Below are 18651 nucleotides of genomic sequence, written 5' to 3'. Positions count from 1 at the left end.
CCTCGGGAGACCTCGATGTCCATCCCTGGACCGCCACGCCAACGCCCGCTACACCCTCATTTGTGAAGAGCCTATAAACGATTCGTGCCCACTATGGATGGCGATTGGTGCGGCCGGGTCGATCGCGTCGACGGCATCAACCTCTGCTCATCCGCGTCGTTCTCCGCCATCTTCGCGTCCAGCTGAGCGTGCGTTTGTCGATCCCGGCTTTGACGTCGTCCATGCTCGACTTGGCGTCGGCCCTCATCTGCGCCAACTTGCTCTACGCGTTCCGCTGTCTTGGCCGCCTGCTGCTGCGCGTCCTTGCCCGCGAGATCGAGGTCGACCTGGGCCCGATCGATCTGCCCGCGGAGTTGGTCTCGCGACGCGGTGGCCGCAGTGCGCGCTGTCGCCAGCGCATCCGACGTACGCTTCTCGAGTTCCTCGAATTATGTCGAAAAGTCCATCTCGACCGTCCACTGGACGTCGACTGCACAGTCCAGCGAACACCTCCTGACGCCTGAGCGCAACCCCAACCAGATCAGGAGATCTTGCCGCTTACGATTCGCCCGATGCCTCCGGTCTACGGGCGTTCGTGGACGATGGCGATGGGGTGGGTGGTGTGGTGGAGGATGCCCCGGGCGGTGGAGCCGAGGAGGCGTTCGGCGGCGCGTGAGCGGCGGCGGCCGCCGATGGCGAGGAGTTGAGGGTTGAGGTTCTCGGCGGCGGCGAGGAGGCCTTCGACGGCGTGACCCTGGTGGAGGTCATGGGTGATCTGGAGGCCGGGACGCTTGGTACGCCAGTGTTCGACGAGTTCGGTGCCGCGGGCGTCGGTCATGTCGTGCCATTGCTCGATGTCCTGATCGGAGACTGGTTGGTCGGAGGCGACGACCCAGGGGAAATCCCAGACGAGGACCAAGGTCAGCGGCACGCCGTGGGCCGCGGCGTGGTCGGCGGCGAACTCGATGGCGGGCTGATCGGGATCGGGTTCGAGCCAGTCGACACCAACCAGGACCGGATCGGTGGTGTGCTCCTGCTGGTCCGAACCGGTGGGTACGACGACCACTGGACCGCGGCCACGGTTCGCGACCGCCTCAGAGGTGGATCCGATCAGAAGGTCCGCGAAAACGCCGTGCCCGCGCCGGCCGAGCACCAGCATCGTCGCGGACTCGCTCAGCTCGACCAATACATCCTCGGGCTTGCCGACCCGCTGATCGACGTCGACGTCGAGGTCGGTCTTCGTCTTGGCCAGCCGCGCCCGCACCTCGTCGGTCACCTTGGCCGCCGCCTCGTCGATCTTGACCGGGACGATCGAGACCCCGTCGGCCATGACCGGAGCGTACGCGTCCTCGTTACTGTGCCTGGACTCCACGACGTGGACGGCGCGTAGCGGCAACTGCCGGGCCAGCGCCTCGTCGATGCCCCAGTCGAGCGCGCGGCCCTTGTCCCACGCAGCGTCGACTCCCACGATGATCACGTCGTCGGCCATCTGCGGCCCCCTCTCCTGATCCTGTGATTGTGCCCCTCCCGACCTTCCCCAGCACCTCCATGATGCAAATCGGACCGTTCCCCGACGTCGCGCCCATACGTGGCAAGCGACACCTGGTGTTCTGACAGCTTCGTGCTCGACTCTGTTGTCGTACGACGATATCCGCACGCGCGGCTCCGGCCGCCTTCCAATGCCAGGAGGACGCATGGCCCACGATTCGACCGGCTTTGAGACGGACATCAAGCCCTTGTTCCGCGAGAAGGATCGCGAATCGATGCTGAGGTACTTCGACCTCTGGTCGTACGACGACGTCAGCCGGCACGCCGATCGCATCCTGGCCCGCCTGAGGCACGGCTCGATGCCCTGCGACGGCGCGTGGCCCGAGGCACAGGTCAACCTCTTCCAACAGTGGACAGAGAGCGGCAAGCGGCAGTAAGCGCTCAGTGTCGGCTAGCGCAGCGGGCGGAAGGCGGCGCGCAGCTCCTCCGAGAAGAGCCCAGGTTCCTCCCAAGCGGCGAAGTGACCGCCCTTGTCCACCTCGTGGAAGTAGATGACGTTGGGGTACGCCTTCTCGACCCAGCTGCGCGGGGTGCGCCAGATCTCTCCGGGGAACGTCGTGAAGCCGACCGGAACCGAGACCGGCGTGGGAGTCTGGCCGACCGCACGAGCGTTCTCTTGCCCTTCTTCCCAGTACGAGCGCGCAGCCGACGCCCCGGTGCCTGTCAGCCAGTACAGGGTGATGTTGTCGACGATGTGTTCCTGGGTGAGGTTGCCCGAAGGTTGTCCTTCGACGAAAGCGCGGGCGATCTTCTGGTAGCTGTCGGTATCGTGATCGATCATCCACGCCGCCAACGCGACGGGGGAGTCCAGGAGGGCGTAGCCGATCGTCTCCGGGCGCGTCGCCTGCTCCACGAAGTACCCGGTACCGGTCGCGTGGAATTCGGCGAGCTGGTCGAGGGCGGCACGTTCTTCTGTCGACGGCGGCGACTCGCTCAGGGCCTCGGCATCGCCGAGCGCCGGCGTGAGGAGGTTGGTGTGGATGCCGATCAACCCGTCGAGTGCGAGCCGGCCCATCGCGTCGGTGACCTGGGAGCCCACGTCGCCCCCCTGTGCGACGTACGCCGTGTAACCCAGGCGCCGCATCAGCTCGTCCCACGCCCTTCCTATCCGGATCGGTCCCCAACCGAGCTCGGTCGGCTCATCGGAGAACCCGTAGCCGGGGATCGACGGCAGCACGAGATGGAAGGCGTCCTCAGCGCGGCCGCCGTGCGCGGTCGGGTCGGTGAGTGGGCCGATCGTCTCGAGCAGCTCGACGACGGAGCCCGGCCAGCCGTGCGTCACGATCAACGGCAACGCGTTCTCATGCGGTGACTCGACGTGGATGAAGTGGATGTCCAGCCCGTCGATCTCGGTCTTGTACTGCGGAAGCGCGTTCAACCGCGCCTCGCACTGGCGCCAGTCGTACTCAGCTGTCCAGTAGCGCGCGAGATTCTGTAGCGCCGCCAGTTGCACACCCTGCGACCGATCGGAGACGAGTTCCTTGGTCGGCCAGCGCGTGGCGTCAATGCGGCGGCGCAGCTCGTCGATCTCGCCCTGAGGTACGTCGATTCGGAACGCTCGGACCGTGCCCTGCGCGCTCGCAGCCGTGGTGTCACTCATGATCCTGTCCTCCCCTTGCGTTCGCTGCTCGTTGTCGATCGTCAACTGACCGACGTCGTTACCCTGGGACGGCGCTTACGATCGTTGCACGAATGGTTGTCCCGGGGGTGGGGGCGATGGGCGTCGATGTCGTGTTCTGGAGCGTGGTGCTGGCGCGCTTCGTGTTGCCCCTGTTCATCCCGAAGTATCCGCTGCCGGCGATCATCGCCTGTCTGGTGCTGGACGCGGCTGATCAGACGATCTTCCAGACGTTCGGATTCAATCCGCCGTTCTACCAGAGCTACGACAAGGCGATGGACGTGTTCTATCTGTCCGTTGCGTACACAGCGGGCCTGCGCAACTGGGCGAATCTGTCGGCGTTCCGGATCAACCGATTTCTGTTCTTCTACCGGCAGATCGGTGTGGTGGCGTTCGAGCTGACCGGCCTGCGCTGGCTGTTGCTGGTGTTCCCGAATACGTTCGAGTACTTCTTCATCGCCTACGAGACTGTCCGCACGCGGTGGAACCCGCGGCGAGGCGGGTTCAAGTTCTGGCTGATCGTCGCGGGTGCGATCTGGATCTTCATCAAGCTGCCGCAGGAGTACTGGATCCATATCGCGAAGCTCGACGTCACGGACACGATCCGCGATGTGCCGTGGTTCGGTCCGGCGCTCGCTGCCGGCATCCTGATACTGATCGCGGTCCTGCTGTTCGTCGTACGGCCTCGGCTGCCGCAGCGCGACTGGTCGTTGCGGATCGCGGCCGACCCGTTGCCGTCGGCGGTCGCCACGGCCCGCGAACGGGCCGCCTTCCAGGCAAGACACCGGAAGGTCTTCGACGAGGCTGCGCTGGAGAAGATCTTCCTGATCGGGCTGATCAGCGTGATCTACGGCCGGGTCCTGCCAGGGGTCGACGCGACCAGTCTGCAGATCTTCCTCGGCGTCGCCTTTTATGCGATCGTCAATGCCGCGCTGGGGCTGTGGGCGGCGAAGCGAGGTCATTCGTGGCAGTCGGCCGGGATCTCGTTCCTGGTCGTCTTCGTCACCAACATCGCCTTGGTCACCGTCGCGGCGCTGCTGCTAAGGCGGGGCGAGGGGCACATCCAGCCGATCGACACCCTGTTCTTCGTCTTCTTGTTCAGCATCCTGACCACGCTGTACGACCGCTACCGCCCGATCTACGACTACCGCGTCGAGATGGCGAAATCCGAAACGACCGCGTGAGCGCCGTATGTCGGTCGCGTAGGACCGGCTCGCGGCCGGGCGCTCCTGACCCGACCTACGATTCCCGCACCGTGCTGATCAGGCCAGCCGGCTCGGTTCGTGCGAGGGTCGGCCGGGTCGGATCCTCAGACCGCGGGCTGGCCGTGATTCGTCATGACACTGAAGATCGTGTGCAGGTAGCCGGTTGGGTTCGCGTCCAGCTCGAATCCAACGCCGACATGCCCGCCACTTGTGGGGATGACCAACATCTCGAAGTGGCCGTACGCGACGATGAGGTACCGCAGCCCGCCGCAATCGATGTTGCCGCGCCGGGTGGCGAGGGTGAGCAGGGTGGGGTTGACTAGCAGCTCCTCGTACAGGTCGCTGTTGCCGCTGGACGCATTCTGCAGATCCGGCCGGGATCGCATCACCAACTGCTGACCCTGAGCGGCAGCGACATAGCGAATGTCGGGCGATATCGCGAAGACATCATCATGCAGATCGTTCATCGATTTCCCTCCAAGGGTCCGCTCGGGCAGTTGTGTGAGGCCGTTGCGCTGCCGGCCCCGACGTCTGACCCATGACTCCCTTACGGAGTGTCAAGCATCCCGGAGTCAGTGTGCTCACGCTCATGAACGAAGAGGTATCGGCCGCCGCCCCAGGTCTGGTCTCCCTCGCCTGCACGCTCAAGCGCGAGGTCCCTGCGCCGAAGCCTTGCCCCTCTCCGTGCGAGAGCGGCTGAGAGAGGTGCGGTGCGCCGGGCCGGTGGTGTGAGCGGCGTTCCCCGGTGTCGATCCCTGGGGTTTGTACCGGTACGACGCGTTGATGGCGGCGGCAGGCTCGGGTCGTGGTCCACGCTGGGCCCGGGAGGAGAGCGGTCATGAATTCGAGTTCATCAGCTGCTTCGAGCGCAGCCGCAAGATCGTCGAGGAGCCAAGTCGTACAGCCGGGGAGTTTGTGGGTGGTGCAGCAGCACGCCGCCCAACTCCACCGCCTCGCCCAAAGAAACGCCGACAACGCAACGTGAACAGTGCGCCTGTTGCGGCCGTGGAATGTGTAAGCGGCACTGACCAGGGGGTTGGCTCGGTGGGTCCCTGAGGCGGTTCGGGGGCGGGCGGCGTGACGGTTGGTGGGTGAGCCGGGATGCGGCTCCGGGACCGAAGTGCCGGGCGGATGGAGAGTGTGATGATCGAAGCGTTCGAGGGGCGGAAGCTGGTTGTCGTCGGGGGAAGCAGCGGGATGGGGCGGCAGACGGCCGCCGACGTCGTGGCCGGCGGCGGCAGTGCGGTGATCATCGGCCGCGACGAGAGCAAGGTCGACCAGACGGTGATGGAGCTGGCGGCGATGGGCCGGGCCTGGGGGATCCCGGCTGATCTCGCCGATCGTGCGCAGGTCGCCGATGTGCAGAAGCAACTGGCGGCCGAGCACTCGGATGCGACGCTGCTGGTCAACGCGGCGGGCATGTTCAGCCCGAATCCGTTCCTCCAGCATGACGGCGCCTTCTACGACTCGTACCAGGAGATCAATCGCGCGATCTTCTTCCTGACCCAGACCGTCGTGCGCTGCATGGTCGAGGCCGGCCAGGGCGGGGCGATCGTGAACGTCGGCAGTATGTGGGCTCATCAGGCGCTCGCCGCCACACCCTCGAGCGCGTACTCGATGGCCAAGGCCGGTCTGCACGCGTTGACCCACAATCTGGCGATCGAGCTGGCCGAGCACGGGATCCGGGTCAACGCGGTCGCGCCGGCCGTGGTCGCCACTCCGATCTACGAAGCCTTCATCCCGCCGGAGAAGGTGGCCGAGACGCTCGAGAGCTTCGCCGGGCTGCACCCGCTCGGCCGGGTCGGTACGGCCGAGGATCTGGCGTCGGCGATCACGTTCCTTTTGTCCGGTCAGGCGAGCTGGATCACCGGCGCGATCCTGAACGTGGACGGCGGCGTCATGGCCGGCCGCAACTGATGCCGGCGCCGGCGTGGGACCGGGTGACGCCTGCGGAGGTGGAGCGCGCGCTCGCGGAGTACGACCGGCTGGGGCCGAAGGCCTTCTTCGCCGAGCACGGCTTCGCGCCGACGACGACGTACGAACTCGTGTGGCAGGAGCGCACCTACCCGCCGAAGGCGGTTCTGGGCACTGCGTACGAGTTCGCGACCGGGCAGCGACTGGCCCCGACCGATTTCGAGGGCGGCAGGTCGGGCGCCGTGAAGGTGCTCGGCGTACTGGGATTCACCGTCCGCCCGATCAGCAAGGGAAACCAACATGTCTAGAGCAACAATCGTATTCGTCCACGGAGCGTTCGGCGACGCATCGAGCTGGCGGCCTGTCTTCGACCGCCTCGCCGGCGACGAGTTCGACCTCCTGGCAGTCGCGGTGCCGCTGCGCGGGGTCGCTGCCGATGTCGCCTATCTCAGTGCGGTCATCGACCAGTTGGACGGTCCGATCGTCCTGGTCGGGCATTCGTACAGCGGCAGCGTGATCACAGCCGCCGGTGTCGCGGACCAGGTGGCCGGATTGGTGTACGTCGCCGGATTCGTGCCGGCCGAGGGCGAGTCCATCGTCGATCTGCAGGGGATCTATCCATCGCTTGCTATGGGCAACTTCCTTCGGCCGCGGTCGCTGCCCGACGGCACTGCGGAGCTCTCGGTCGACCCCGCGCGGTTCCGGGACATCTTCTGCGCCGACGTACCCGAGGCCGACGCGGCGTTCATGGCCCGCGCCCAGCGTCCGCTGCTGGCCACTGCGTTCGAGGAGCCGGTCGTCGCGGCGGCCTGGAAGTCGAAGCCGTCCTGGGGCGTGTTCGGTACGGCGGACCAGCCGATCGCACCGCAGCTCCACCGGTTCTCGTACGACCGGGCCGGTTCGAAGGTCACCGAGGTCGACGGCGCGTCACACTTCCTGGTGCTGTCGCAGCCGGACGTCGTCGGCGATGTGGTCCGTGAGGCCGCGCGGGCCTGCTCACGCGGCATGGTCGCCTGAGGGCCGGACGTGGACAGCCCACTGACCGACATCCATGCCGATAACGGTGATTCGGTCGCTCGCGCGCAGATCGCGGCGGCCGTCACCGCGGGTCGTCTCGGGTATGCGGACGGAGCGACTCAGATCTTCGAGCGCAACGGCGCAACCACCTACACCGAGGACGGCCACGTCACGCGGGGCGAGTGGTACGTCGACGACCGCGGCCGGTTCTGCTCGTTCTGGCCGCCGTCGTACCGCGCCTGCTACCTGCTGCAGTGGCTGGTCGAGGACGGCGTGATCGTGGGGCTGACGTTCGTGGACCTCAGCGGGCGGTCACGTTTCGACGGGCGCTACCGCTAGCCGTGTTCACCGGCCACGTCCGGTGTCAGCTTGCGGAGCAAGGCTCGCCGCGAAGAGATACCGAACTTCTCGAAGACCTTGTGCAGGTGGTATTCGACGGTGCGCGGGCTGAGAAACAGACGTTCGCCGATCTCCGGATTCGTCAGGCCCTGGCCGGCCAGCGCGGCGATGCTCGTCTCCTGTGGTGTGAGCTGGGCCCGGTGGTCGACGATTCGGCGCCGGGCCCGGTCGCCGGTGGCGAGGTACTCGCGGTGCGCCCGTTCGGTGAAGGCGGTGGCACCGGCGGCGGCGAGGCGATCGCGTGCGGCCTTGAGCTGGACCCTGGCGTCGACGCGTCGGCCCTCGCGCCGCAGCCATTCGCCGTACACGAGTTGGGTTCTGGCCAGGTGGACGACGACACGGGTCCTGGACAGGTGATCGATGGCTAGCTGGTACAGCCGCTCTGCCTCGGTACCGTCGGCCAGCAAGGCACGGGAGCGTGCTTCGAGACCGAGCGCCCAGTCGGTGCCGACCGCTCGCGCTCGTTCGGCCAACGCTGCCAGCGCGGATTCGGCGGCGCCGGGCTGCCCGCTACGCGCGGCGGCCTCGATCAGCTCGGTCAGACCCCAGCCGTACAAGACGAGCTCGTCGTCCGCCACCACGTCGCGCGCGGCCGCCAACGCGGCGTCGTACCGTCCCAAGCCGTTGGCCAGTACGGCGGCCGACAGACCGGCCGTGGTGATCACGATGCCTTCGCCTCGCTCCATGGCCTCCTGGCGAGCAGCCTCGATCCGCGCGTGGGCGGCCTCCTCGGCGCCGCGCCATCCGTCCAGTAGGAGTGCCCCGCACGGGAAGCCGGGACCGTGACTCGACGTGGTCAGTGCGTCGATGCGGTCGAGCAGGTACTGCGCGGTGTCGAAGTTGCCGAAGTGGAGCTCGGCCAGGCAGCGGTCGGTCAGTGCGTACGGCAACTTCATCAACGAACCGGTCTCCCGCGCGATGTCCACCGTCCGCGAGGTCAGGTCGTCCCACAAGTCGTCGTCCCAGAGGTCCGCAGCGATCCGGGAGGCGATCCCTAGCCACCGCTTGCTTGCATGGTGGCCATCACGGCCGGCAATGGCCCGTACCGTCGGTCTCAGCAGTTGATGGCTCGCTGCGAACCCCGTGGCGAAGCGAGCGGTGAGGCCGACGAGAAGGTCCCGGGTCCTGCCGTCGCGGGTCCAGTCGGTGGGTGTCCGGCGAGCGAAGGCCCCGGTACCGGGCCCGAGCCGTCCCGCGTAGGTCGCCGCGACCAGAGCCTCCAGAAACCCTTCACAGGCCAGGGGCTCGTTCGCCCGGCGCAGCTCTTCGGCCGCCCGCAACATCTGCTCGGCGGCCGGTCCATTGCGCTTGTCGACGAACGCTAACCGGGCATGCTGCCGACCGAGACAGCGGCGGACCTGTCCGTCGAGCCGACCGAGCCCGGCGGCAGCGAGCAATTGGACCGCGGCGGAGGCCGAGCCGATGTCGAACTTCGCCACCGCCGCAGCCAGCAGTCGCGCCGAGCGTAGGTCGGCATCACGGGTCAGCAGAGCGGACCGTTCGAGGAACGCGGCCTCGCCGCCGCGGCCGCACCGCCGACGCGCATGTGCCGCGCAGTGCTCGAGCTCTGCCGCCAACTGGTCGTCCGGGCCGGTCGTTGCGACAGCGAGGTGCCATGCGCGGCGGTCACGGGCGACGACCGCGTCTGTCGCGGTGGCCAGGGCCAGGTGGACCTCGTCGCGCTCCGAACTCGTGGCCAGGCAGTACACCACCGGCCGAAGTCTGGGGTCCACGAACAGGACTCTCGTCTCTTGCCGAAGCCAACCCTGGTCGTGAAGAGTCCTGGTCACCTGACGGTCGAGACCGAGGACGTCTGCCGCCCTCCACTGGAGTGCCGGGTCGCCGGTCGGGTCAGCTGCCGCCAGGATGAGCGCCAGGCGCTCCGCACCCGTGAGGCCGGCGATCCGCTCGCCCAGAGCTCCGGTGTCCGCGCCGACGACGCCGTAGCCGCCGGCAAAGTCCGGCGACATCACCCCGTCCACAGCCGCCAGAATGTCGCGTGGGTTGCCGCGGGCTTCGGCGACGATCCGGCTGAGCACCGCCTCGTCGACACCGCCGTACGACGCTGTCCGCAGCAGCGCGCGTCCGTCGGCGTCGCTCAGTCCGGTCAGTCGCAGGCTCGGGAACTGCGCGAACTCGTCGTCGGCGTCGGTACACGTCGTGAGAACGACTGCGATCGGGAAGGCGTCGAGCCGTCGTACTGCGAAGGCGAGTGCTCGCGACGTCGGGGTGTCGAGCCAGTGCGCGTCGTCGATCAGGATGAGCGCAGGTCGCGCCTTGGCGACCCCGGTCAGCAGTGCCCGTGCGGCCAGACCGACGAGGTAGGGATCGGCCTGCCCCTCGGTGACTCCGAAGGCGACCTCGACGGCGGCGCGCTGAGGTGAGTCGAGCGTGGTCAGGTCGGCGCGGAGCGTCGTACAGAGCTGCTGGAGACCGGCGAACGGCAAAGCTCGCTCGGACTCCACCCCGCAAGTCCGGACGACTTCCATTCCCGGTGCATCGGCCGCCGCGAGGTCGAGCACGGCGCTCCGGCCGATTCCTGCCTCGCCACGCACGACCACGACCCGGCCCTGCCCGGACCGGGCGCTGCGGAATTCGTCCTCCAGGTGCCGCAGCACATCTGAGCGTCCGATGAGAGATGGGCTCACCATCGCAGCATGTCCTGAGCAGCCGTCAGGCGGACCCGTGGCGGCCACGGGTTCCGCCCCGGGACGCTGGCCGGACTGGCTGGTCCTCGCCGCGCACTGGCTGGTCCTGAGCTCAGCGAGGACATGTCGTGCTTACAATTTCGGCGATCGCGGGGTTCTAATGGATGGCGGCGCGTTCTGGTGTTGCAGGGTCGGCGCGACGAGAGTGAGCTGCTCGATCGTCTCATCGAGGCGATCCGGTCAGGTCAGGTCCGCAGCCTGGTGCTGACGGGCGAGCCGGGGGTGGGCAAGACCGCGCTGCTCGACCACCTCACCGCACACGCGGCAGATTGCCAGGTCGTGCGGATGACCGCTATCCAGTCCGAGATGGAGCTCGCGTTCGCGGGCCTGCATCAGCTGTGCAGCTCGATGCTGGGTCACCTGGACGCGCTTGCGGAGCCGCAGCGCAAGGCAATGGGCACGATCTTCGGGCTGCGGTTCGGCGACCCGCCGGACCGGTTCCTGGTCGGCCTGGCGACGCTGAACCTGCTCGCCGACGCAGCGCGTGATCAGCCGCTGGTCTGCGTGATCGACGACGCGCACTGGCTCGACCATGCCTCGGTGCAGGCGCTGACCTTCGCCGCCCGACGTATGGTCGCTGAGCCGATCGCGGTTGTGTTCGCAGTACGGACGGGACAGCTGACCGGCGACTTCGACGGCATCGCGCGACTCCCGGTCGACGGGCTCGGGGACCATGATGCTCGCGTCCTGCTGAAGTCCGTGCTCCCGGGACCGGTGGACGAGCGCGTCGTCGACCGGATCGTCGCCGAGGCCGGCGGCATTCCACTCGCCCTCCTCGAGTTGCCGTCGGGACTGACGTCGGCACAGCTGGCTTCGGGGTTCGGGCCGCAGGGCGGCGGGCGGGTGCCGGCATCGATCGAAGACTCCTACGCCCGCAGTTTCGCCGAGCTGCCGGCGGACGCCCGACGGCTGCTCGTGCTCGCCGCGGCAGAGCCGATCGGTGACCCGGTCCTGCTCTGGCGAGCGGCCCTCACCCTGGGTATCGACGTGATGGTGGCCGGACGCGCCGAGGCGTCCGGCCTGGTGCGATTTGGAACCAGGATCCAGTTCCGCCATCCGCTGGTGCGGTCCGCGATCTACCGGTCCGCCCCGGCCGACGACGTCCGTGAGGTCCATGCCGCGCTGGCGGCGGCGACCGATCCGGCCGTCGATCCGGACCGCCGGGCCTGGCATCGCTCGCAGGCCGTCTCCGGGGTCGATGAGCAGGTCGCGATCGAGCTCGAGCGATCGGCCGAGCGTGCGCAGAGCCGTGGCGGTCGCGCCGCGGCGGCTGCGTTCCTGGAGCGGGCTGTCGAGCTTTCCGCCGATACGGATCGGCGCGCCGAGCGCGCGATGGCTGCCGCTCGTGCCCATCACCAGGCGGGGGAGCCGGACCAGGCGATGCGCTTGCTGTCGGTAGCAGAGGCGGGACCGCTCGACGATGCCGAGCGCGCGCAACTGGACCTGCTGAGGGCTCAGATCGCGTTCACGCTGCACCGGGACGACAGAGCTCCCCGGCTGCTGCTGCAAGCAGCGCAGCAGTTGACGTCGACCGACGTCCGGCTGGCGCGGGAAACGTACCTGGACGCTATCCTCGCCGCGATGTTCGCCGGAGACCTCGCCGGCCGGGACTGCCTGCGAGACGCGGCGGACGCGGCGAAGAGCGCGCCCGCCCCGGACCTTCCCGGGGCTCCGAACGACGTACTGCTCGATGCCTTGGCGGTGCGGTTCACCGACGGGTATCTGCCCGCGGTGCCGTTGCTGCGGCAGGCGTTGGCCGCGTACCGGGACGCCGAGCTCACGCCGGAGTCGTTGCGCTGGTTCTGGCTGGCTCACATCACGGCCGGGCACCTGTGGGACGAGCAGACGATCGACAACGGCCGGCACCTGGAACTCGCTCGTGCACTCGGCGCAGTGGAGACGCTGCCGTTGGCGCTGAGCGTCCGCATCGGCGGGTTGGTACTGAGCGGCGAGCTCGGCCACGCGGCAGATCTGGTCGACGAGCTGAAGACCGTGCTGGCCGCGACCGGGCTACCGGCGGCGCCGTACGGCGCTCTGCTCCTGGCAGCCTGGCAAGGTGACGAGCAGCGGGCCAGGGAGCTGATCAAGCAGGCCGAGGCGGAGGCACGGTATCGCGGCGAGGGCTTCCTGCTGATCATCGCCGGGATGGCATCGGCCGTGATCAACAACGGCCTCGGCCAGTACGCCGATGCCTACGAGGTGGCCGCCCGGGCTGCTGAGCAGCCGCCGCTGATGGCTGTGGAACCGTGGGCGGTCCTGGCCGAACTCGTCGAGGCAGCGACCAGGATCGATGAGGACGAGGCCGCGGAGGCGGCGCTGGCGCGGCTGGCCGAGACGACCCAGGCCACCCGCTCTGCGTGGGGCCTCGGCATCGAAGCCCGGTGCCGGGCGCTCCTCTCGAAGGACGACGCCGCCGAGGCGCTGTATCGCGATGCCATCGAGCGGCTGGCCGCGACCAGGATCCGCGGCGAGCTCGCGCGGGCCTACCTGCTGTACGGGGAGTGGTTGCGCCGGCAGGGCCGTCGGGGCGAGGCCCGCGATCAGTTGCGAATTGCCCACGAGTTGTTCGTCGCGATGGGAATGCGGGCCTTCGCGAACCGGGCGTCGGCCGAGCTGCGAGCGGCCGGCGAGCTGGTGCGTGCGACGTACCCCGAGCCCCCCAGTGTTCTGACCCGCCAGGAGACACAGATCGCTCGGCTGGTCGCGGATGGTCTGTCCAATGCCGACATCGCAGCCCGCCTGTTCCTCAGCCCGCGGACGGTCGAATGGCATTTGAGCAAGGTCTTCGCCAAGCTGCAACTGACGTCGCGCCGTCAGCTCCGTACCGTGCAACTGCCGACGCCTGACTGACCGGACCGGGGTGTGTCCCGGGGTCGGACCGGGGGTTCCTACTGAACCGGGATACGCCGGTCCCGCCGCAGACTGCAGCCATGGCTGGCAACGCACACGAATTCGATGTGATCGTGATTGGTTCGGGACCGATCGGGCAGACGCTCGCGGACAAGGTCCGCGCGGGTGGTCTGACCGTGGCGGTGGTGGAGCGCGAACTCGTCGGCGGCGAGTGCTCCTACTGGGCCTGCATTCCGAGCAAGGCGATGCTCCGGCCGGTGATCGCGGTCACCGAAGCGCAGCACGTCGACGGAGCGCGTGCAGCGGTGACCGGTCCGATCGACGCGGACGGGGTCTTCGCGCGCCGGGATCGATATGTGACGAGCCTTGACGACACCGGTCAGGCGAACTGGGTGAAGAGCATCGGGGCGACACTGGTCCGTGGTCATGGTCGGCTCGAAGGACCGCGTCGCGTCGCCGTGACTACCCCGGACGACGAGGTGGTGGTGCTCACTGCACGGCACGCGGTGGCGATCTGCACCGGAAGCCTGGCCGCGATGCCGGACGTGCCGGGCATCGCGGAGGCCCGCCCGTGGACGAACCGGCGAGGTACCGACAGTAGTAGCGTGCCGGCCCGCCTGGCGATCGTCGGCGGCGGCCCGGTCGGGGTCGAGCTGGCGACCGCCTGGAACGGACTCGGCTCGGCGGTGATCCTGCTGGATCGTGAGCAGCGGCTGCTGCCGCGGATGGAGCCGTTCGCCGGTGAACTGGTCGCCGAAGGGCTGACGGAAGCGGGCGTGACGGTGCGGACGGAGGTCACGCTCGAATCCCTGCGGCGTCCGGTGGCCGACGGTCCGGTGACCGTGACGCTTGACGACGGCAGCAAGCACGAGGTCGACGAGGTGCTGTTCGCGATCGGCCGGACGCCGTTGACCGGGGACATCGGGCTGGAGACCGTGGACCTGCCGGCTGGATCGTGGCTGGACGTGGACGACACTTGCCGGGTGCGGGGCACCGACGGCTGGCTGTTCGCACTCGGCGACGTCAATCACCGGGCATTGCTGACGCACCAGGGCAAATACCAGGCTCGCATCGCCGCACAGGTCATCCTCGATCAGGCAGCCGGTGAGTCGGTGGACGAGGCCACGCCGTGGGGAGTCCACGTCGCGAGCGCGGATCGATCAGCCGTGCCGCAGGTCGTCTTCACCTCGCCGGAGGCTGCGGCCGTCGGCCGAACCGCCGAGGAGGCCGTGGCCGAGGGGTACCGGTGCAAGGTCGTCGATGTCGACCTGGGCGCGAAGGTGGCCGGTGCGAATCTCTATGCGGACGGTTACCGCGGCCAGGCCCGGATGGTCGTGGACGAAGACACCCGGTGCCTGCTCGGAGTGACGTTCGTCGGCCCGGGGGTTACCGAGCTGCTGCATTCGGCGACGATCGCGATCGTCGGCCAGATCCCGATCGAGCGGCTGTGGCACGCCGTACCGTCGTTCCCGACGATCAGTGAGACCTGGCTCCGCCTGCTCGAGGGGTACCAGAACTGACGATCCGTCCTCTATCGCTGGGCCCAGGGGTAGCGTGATGGCGTGGGTCCCGTGGAGCTGACCGGTCGTCGGGCTGAATGCGGTGTCCTCGACCAGCTGATCGGCGCGGTACGCGCCGGCGAGAGCCGCGCCCTGGTCCTGCACGGGGAGGCCGGCGTCGGCAAGACCGCTCTGCTCGAGTATGTGGCGGCCGGTGCGGACGGGTGCCGGCTGGCCCGGGCGTCTGGCGTCCAGTCCGAGATGGAGCTCCCGTTCGCAGGCCTGCATCAGCTCTGTGCTCCGGTCCTGGATCGCGTCGACCGGCTGCCGCCACCCCAGCAGGAGGCGCTGCGGGTCGTCTTCGGCCTGAGCCAAGGGGCTCCGCCCGACCTGTTCCTGATCGGCCTGGCGGTCCTGAGCCTGCTGTCCGAGGCGGCGGTCCGCCAGCCACTCGTCTGTCTGGTCGACGACCAGCAGTGGCTCGACCGCAGCTCGGCGCAGATCCTCGCGTTCGTCGCGCGCCGGCTCGGAGCCGAGGCCGTGGCCCTGATCTTCGCCACCCGGGAGGTCGGCGATCTGCTCGATGGCGTACCGGAGTTCCCCATCGGCGGTTTGAACGATACCGACGCGCGGACCCTGCTGAACGCCGTACTGTCAGGGCCGATCGACCAGCAGGTACGCAACCAGCTTGTGGCCGATGCCCACGGCAACCCGCTGGCGCTGCTCGAACTGCCGCGTGGTCTGACGCCGGCGCAGCTGGCCGGAGGGTTCGGCCTGCCGGGTGCCGGCACCGTCGAGGAGACCTTCGTCCGCCGGGTAGCCGCCGTACCGCCGCAGACGCGCCAGTTGCTGCTGCTCGTGGCCGCCGACCCGTCCGGTGACGCGGCTCTGGTACGCCGTGCCGCGGCGCGGCTCGGGATCAGCCCGGATGCTGCGCTGGCTGCCCGCGAGGCAGGACTGACCGAGAGCAAGCCGAAGCCCCGGTTCCGGCATCCACTGGTCCGGTCAGCCGTGTACCGATCTGCCTCGGACGCGGAGCGACGGCTGGTGCATGCGGCGCTGGCGGCCGAGACCGATGCGCAGATCGATCCCGACCGGCGCGCCTGGCATCGCGCCCAGGCGGCGTCCGGGCCTGATCCGGACATCGCCGACGAGCTCGAACAGTCCGCGGGCCGAGCGCGGGCTCGCGGCGGGCTGTCGGCCGCAGCCGCGTTCCTGCACCGGGCGGTGACCTTGACTGTCGACCCGGCGCAGCGGGCAGAGCGAGCGCTGGCCGCCGCTCAGACCGAGCTGCAGTCCGGAGGGTTTCCCGCCACGGGCGAGCTGCTCGAGCTCGCGGAACGGGAGCCGCTCACCGAGCGTCAGCGCGCCCGCGCGGATCTGATCCGTGCTCAGCTCGCCTTCGCCACCAGCCGCGGCAGCGACGCTCCTCAACTGATGCTGCAGGCGGCGAAACGGCTCGAGCCGATCGACGTCGACCTGGCGCGGACGACCTACCTCGACGCCATCTCCGCGGCGACCTTCGCCACCCGGCTCGCGACGTCGGCGGGCGATCTGTCCGCGGTCGCCCGCGCCGCCGCGGCAGCGCCCCGCCCGAACGGTGCCCGGCCCGGCGATCTGTTGCTGGACGGGACGGCGGCCGCGTTCACCGACGGCTACGCCGCGGGTATGCCGGCGCTGCGCAAGGCGCTGGCCGAGTTCGGCGCCGGGATGTCGATGGAGCAGGAGCTGCAATTGTTGTGGATGGCAACTACCACGGCGATGCGGCTCTGGGACGTCGAGCGCTGGCAGCAGTTGTCCGATCGGCACATCCACCTCGCCCGCGAGGTCGGCGTGGTCAACGATCTGGCCCTCGCCCTCGCGGGTCGCGCCTACGTGGAGCTCTTCACCGGCAACCTGGGTACCGCCGCGGCGCTGACGGCCGAGGCGGAGTCGGTGAACGAGGTGACCGGTGGCAACGTGACGCCGTACGGACTGCTCGGCGTCGCGGCCTTGAGCGGCAACCGGTTCGAGACCGAACGGCTGGTGGCGGCGACGACGCGGGACGCGATCCAGCGCGGCGAGGGGATCGGGATCACCATTGCCGAATGGGCCGCCGCGGTGCTCGACAACAGCCTCGGCCGCTATCAGGAGGCGGCGTCCACCGCCTCGCGCGCCTTCGAGCATCCGGGCGACCACGCCGTCTATGTCTGGACACCCGCCGAGCTCGCCGAAGCCGGTGCCCGCAGCGGGCAGACCGAGCTCGCCGAGCTGGCCTGCCGTCGGCTGGACGAGATGGCCGATGCGGGCGGCACGGACTGGATCCGCAGCGTTCGGGCCCGGAGCCGGGCGTTGCTGGCCGAGGGCAACGAGGCGGAAGCCGGATATCGTGAAGCGATCGGCCGGCTGGACGGTACGTCGCTCCGCGTCGACCTTGCGCGGGCGCAACTCGTCCACGGTGAATGGCTGCGCCGTGAACGCCGTCGACTCGAGGCACGCGAGCAGTTGCGGGCGGCGCACACGAGCTTCGAATCGATGGGGATGGCCGCGTTCGCCGAGCGTGCCCGGCGTGAACTGAAGGCAGCCGGTGGGACCGCCCGCAAGCGTGTCGTGCCGGCGCAGAGCGAGCTCACCGCACAAGAGGCCCAGATAGCCCGGATGGCGCGAGACGGCCTGTCCAATCCCGAGATCGGCACCCGCCTGTTCATCAGCGCCCGGACGGTTCAGTACCACCTTCGTAAGGTGTTCACGAAGCTGGGCATCACCTCCCGGAGCCAGCTGCCCCAGGTGCTGCCCTAACCGAGCCTCTTCTCCGTGGAGATGGAGAAGAGGTGGAGCTTGTCAGGGTCGGGTGCCAAGTGCACGAGTGTGCCTTTGTCGTTGTTGAGGCGGGTGCCGATGCGGGCGATGATCTGCTGGTTCTCGGCGTGGTCCGCGGAGCCGTACAGGAACGCGTCCGAGCCGAGCTCCTCGATCACCGAGACCTTGACCGGCAGACCCTTGTCAGCGATGTGCAACGCCTCCGGCCGGACACCGAGCGTCAGTGTCCTGTCGTCGCCGGCCTTGGCCAGCAGCTCCCGCGCGATCGGTACGACGTAGTCGCCGATCTTGGCGCCGCCGTCGACGATCTCGGCGTTGATCAGGTTCATCGCCGGCGAGCCGATGAAGCCCGCGACGAACTTGTTGCGTGGCCGGTCGTAGAGGTTCAGCGGGGTGTCGACCTGCTGCAGGACGCCGTCCTTGAGTACGGCGACGCGGTCGCCCATCGTCATGGCCTCGACCTGGTCGTGGGTGACGTAGACGGTGGTGACGCCGAGGCGGTGCTGCAGTTCGGCGATCTGGGTGCGGGTCTGGACCCGGAGCTTGGCGTCGAGGTTCGACAGCGGCTCGTCCATCAAGAACACCTTCGGGCTGCGCACGATCGCGCGGCCCATAGCGACGCGCTGACGCTGACCGCCGGACAGTGCCTTCGGCTTGCGCTCGAGGTACTCCTCGAGGCCGAGCAGCTTGGCGGCTTCCATCACGCGCTTGGCCCGCTCGTCCTTGTGGATGCCCTGCATCTTCAGCGCGAACCCCATGTTGTCGGCGACCGACATATGCGGGTAGAGCGCGTAGTTCTGGAACACCATCGCGATGTCCCGCTCTTTCGGCGGGGCGTTGGTGACGTCCTTGTCGCCGATGTAGATACCGCCTTCGTTCACCTCTTCGAGCCCTGCCAGCATCCGCAGCGCGGTCGACTTGCCGGAACCCGACGGTCCGACGAGCACCATGAACTCGCGATCCTCGATCTCCAGGTCGAGGTTGTCGACCGCCGGAGCGTCGGTGCCGGGGTAGACCCGGGTGGCTCCCTTGAACGAGACAGTTGCCATGTCGCTCTTTCCTCCACTGGTCGCGGGCGTCCTGACGCAGCGAGCCTCCTCCGCGGCGGCCGTGCT

14 protein-coding genes are annotated in these 18651 nt (G+C 68.6%); 9 read left to right on the top strand and 5 right to left on the bottom strand.

Features of this window, described 5'->3' with window-relative positions:
* Nucleotides 1-562 precede the first annotated feature (562 nt).
* Nucleotides 563-1468 (bottom strand): universal stress protein, encoded by a 906-nt coding sequence (locus EV645_RS39555; RefSeq protein ID WP_198682162.1) that lies wholly within the window; start codon nucleotides 1466-1468, stop codon nucleotides 563-565.
* A 205-nt stretch (nucleotides 1469-1673) separates the two neighbouring features.
* Between EV645_RS39555 and EV645_RS39550 the strand changes: the two genes are divergently transcribed.
* On the top strand, nucleotides 1674-1904 hold the full coding sequence (locus tag EV645_RS39550; RefSeq protein WP_130450023.1) for a hypothetical protein: 231 nt from the start codon (nucleotides 1674-1676) through the stop codon (nucleotides 1902-1904).
* Between the two features lie 14 nt (nucleotides 1905-1918).
* Here the strand turns inward: EV645_RS39550 and EV645_RS39545 are convergent, their stop codons facing one another.
* A complete protein-coding gene (locus tag EV645_RS39545; RefSeq protein ID WP_130450021.1) occupies nucleotides 1919-3127 on the bottom strand; it encodes an epoxide hydrolase family protein in 1209 nt (402 codons plus the stop codon).
* A 116-nt stretch (nucleotides 3128-3243) separates the two neighbouring features.
* Between EV645_RS39545 and EV645_RS39540 the strand changes: the two genes are divergently transcribed.
* Nucleotides 3244-4329 carry a hypothetical protein gene (locus EV645_RS39540; protein ID WP_130450019.1) on the top strand — a complete coding sequence of 362 codons (1086 nt, stop codon included), beginning with the start codon at nucleotides 3244-3246 and terminating at the stop codon, nucleotides 4327-4329.
* A 125-nt stretch (nucleotides 4330-4454) separates the two neighbouring features.
* Here the strand turns inward: EV645_RS39540 and EV645_RS39535 are convergent, their stop codons facing one another.
* Nucleotides 4455-4817, bottom strand: a complete 363-nt coding sequence (locus tag EV645_RS39535) for a hypothetical protein (protein ID WP_130450017.1) — start codon at nucleotides 4815-4817, stop codon at nucleotides 4455-4457.
* 676 nt (nucleotides 4818-5493) lie between these two features.
* Here EV645_RS39535 and EV645_RS39530 point away from each other — a divergent pair.
* The 4 genes from EV645_RS39530 to EV645_RS39515 are packed head-to-tail and all read left to right on the top strand — an operon-like array spanning nucleotide 5494 to nucleotide 7620.
* Nucleotides 5494-6267, top strand: a complete 774-nt coding sequence (locus EV645_RS39530; protein ID WP_130450015.1) for an SDR family NAD(P)-dependent oxidoreductase — start codon at nucleotides 5494-5496, stop codon at nucleotides 6265-6267.
* Between the two features lie 23 nt (nucleotides 6268-6290).
* Nucleotides 6291-6572, top strand: a complete 282-nt coding sequence (locus tag EV645_RS39525) for a ScoMcrA-related endonuclease (RefSeq protein ID WP_198682161.1) — start codon at nucleotides 6291-6293, stop codon at nucleotides 6570-6572.
* Entirely contained in the window at nucleotides 6565-7281 is a 717-nt protein-coding gene (locus EV645_RS39520; protein ID WP_130450011.1) for an alpha/beta fold hydrolase, read from the top strand. The genes EV645_RS39525 and EV645_RS39520 overlap by 8 nt, the downstream gene beginning before the upstream one ends.
* A gap of 9 nt (nucleotides 7282-7290) precedes the next feature.
* Entirely contained in the window at nucleotides 7291-7620 is a 330-nt protein-coding gene (locus EV645_RS39515) for a hypothetical protein (protein ID WP_198682160.1), read from the top strand.
* Here the strand turns inward: EV645_RS39515 and EV645_RS39510 are convergent.
* A complete protein-coding gene (locus EV645_RS39510; RefSeq protein ID WP_130450009.1) occupies nucleotides 7617-10331 on the bottom strand; it encodes a helix-turn-helix transcriptional regulator in 2715 nt (904 codons plus the stop codon). The genes EV645_RS39515 and EV645_RS39510 overlap by 4 nt on opposite strands.
* 177 nt (nucleotides 10332-10508) lie before the next feature.
* On the opposite strand from EV645_RS39510, the gene EV645_RS39505 reads away from it, so the two are divergent.
* The 3 genes from EV645_RS39505 to EV645_RS39495 all read left to right on the top strand — a co-directional run bounded on the left by EV645_RS39505 (nucleotide 10509) and on the right by EV645_RS39495 (nucleotide 17515).
* Nucleotides 10509-13238, top strand: a complete 2730-nt coding sequence (locus EV645_RS39505) for an ATP-binding protein (RefSeq protein ID WP_198682159.1) — start codon at nucleotides 10509-10511, stop codon at nucleotides 13236-13238.
* Between the two features lie 80 nt (nucleotides 13239-13318).
* Nucleotides 13319-14758 carry a dihydrolipoyl dehydrogenase family protein gene (locus EV645_RS39500; RefSeq protein ID WP_130450006.1) on the top strand — a complete coding sequence of 480 codons (1440 nt, stop codon included), beginning with the start codon at nucleotides 13319-13321 and terminating at the stop codon, nucleotides 14756-14758.
* 42 nt (nucleotides 14759-14800) lie between these two features.
* A complete protein-coding gene (locus EV645_RS39495; RefSeq protein ID WP_198682158.1) occupies nucleotides 14801-17515 on the top strand; it encodes an ATP-binding protein in 2715 nt (904 codons plus the stop codon).
* Here the strand turns inward: EV645_RS39495 and EV645_RS39490 are convergent.
* The gene (locus EV645_RS39490) at nucleotides 17512-18585 is read right to left on the bottom strand and encodes an ABC transporter ATP-binding protein (RefSeq protein ID WP_130450004.1); all 1074 of its coding nucleotides are present in this window, start codon (nucleotides 18583-18585) and stop codon (nucleotides 17512-17514) included. The two genes, EV645_RS39495 and EV645_RS39490, sit on opposite strands and share 4 nt — an antisense overlap.
* Nucleotides 18586-18651 lie beyond the last annotated feature (66 nt).

This window comes from Kribbella rubisoli, assembly GCF_004217145.1.
Taxonomy (GTDB): domain Bacteria; phylum Actinomycetota; class Actinomycetes; order Propionibacteriales; family Kribbellaceae; genus Kribbella; species Kribbella rubisoli.
This window is presented reverse-complemented; position numbering and strand designations above follow the sequence as displayed.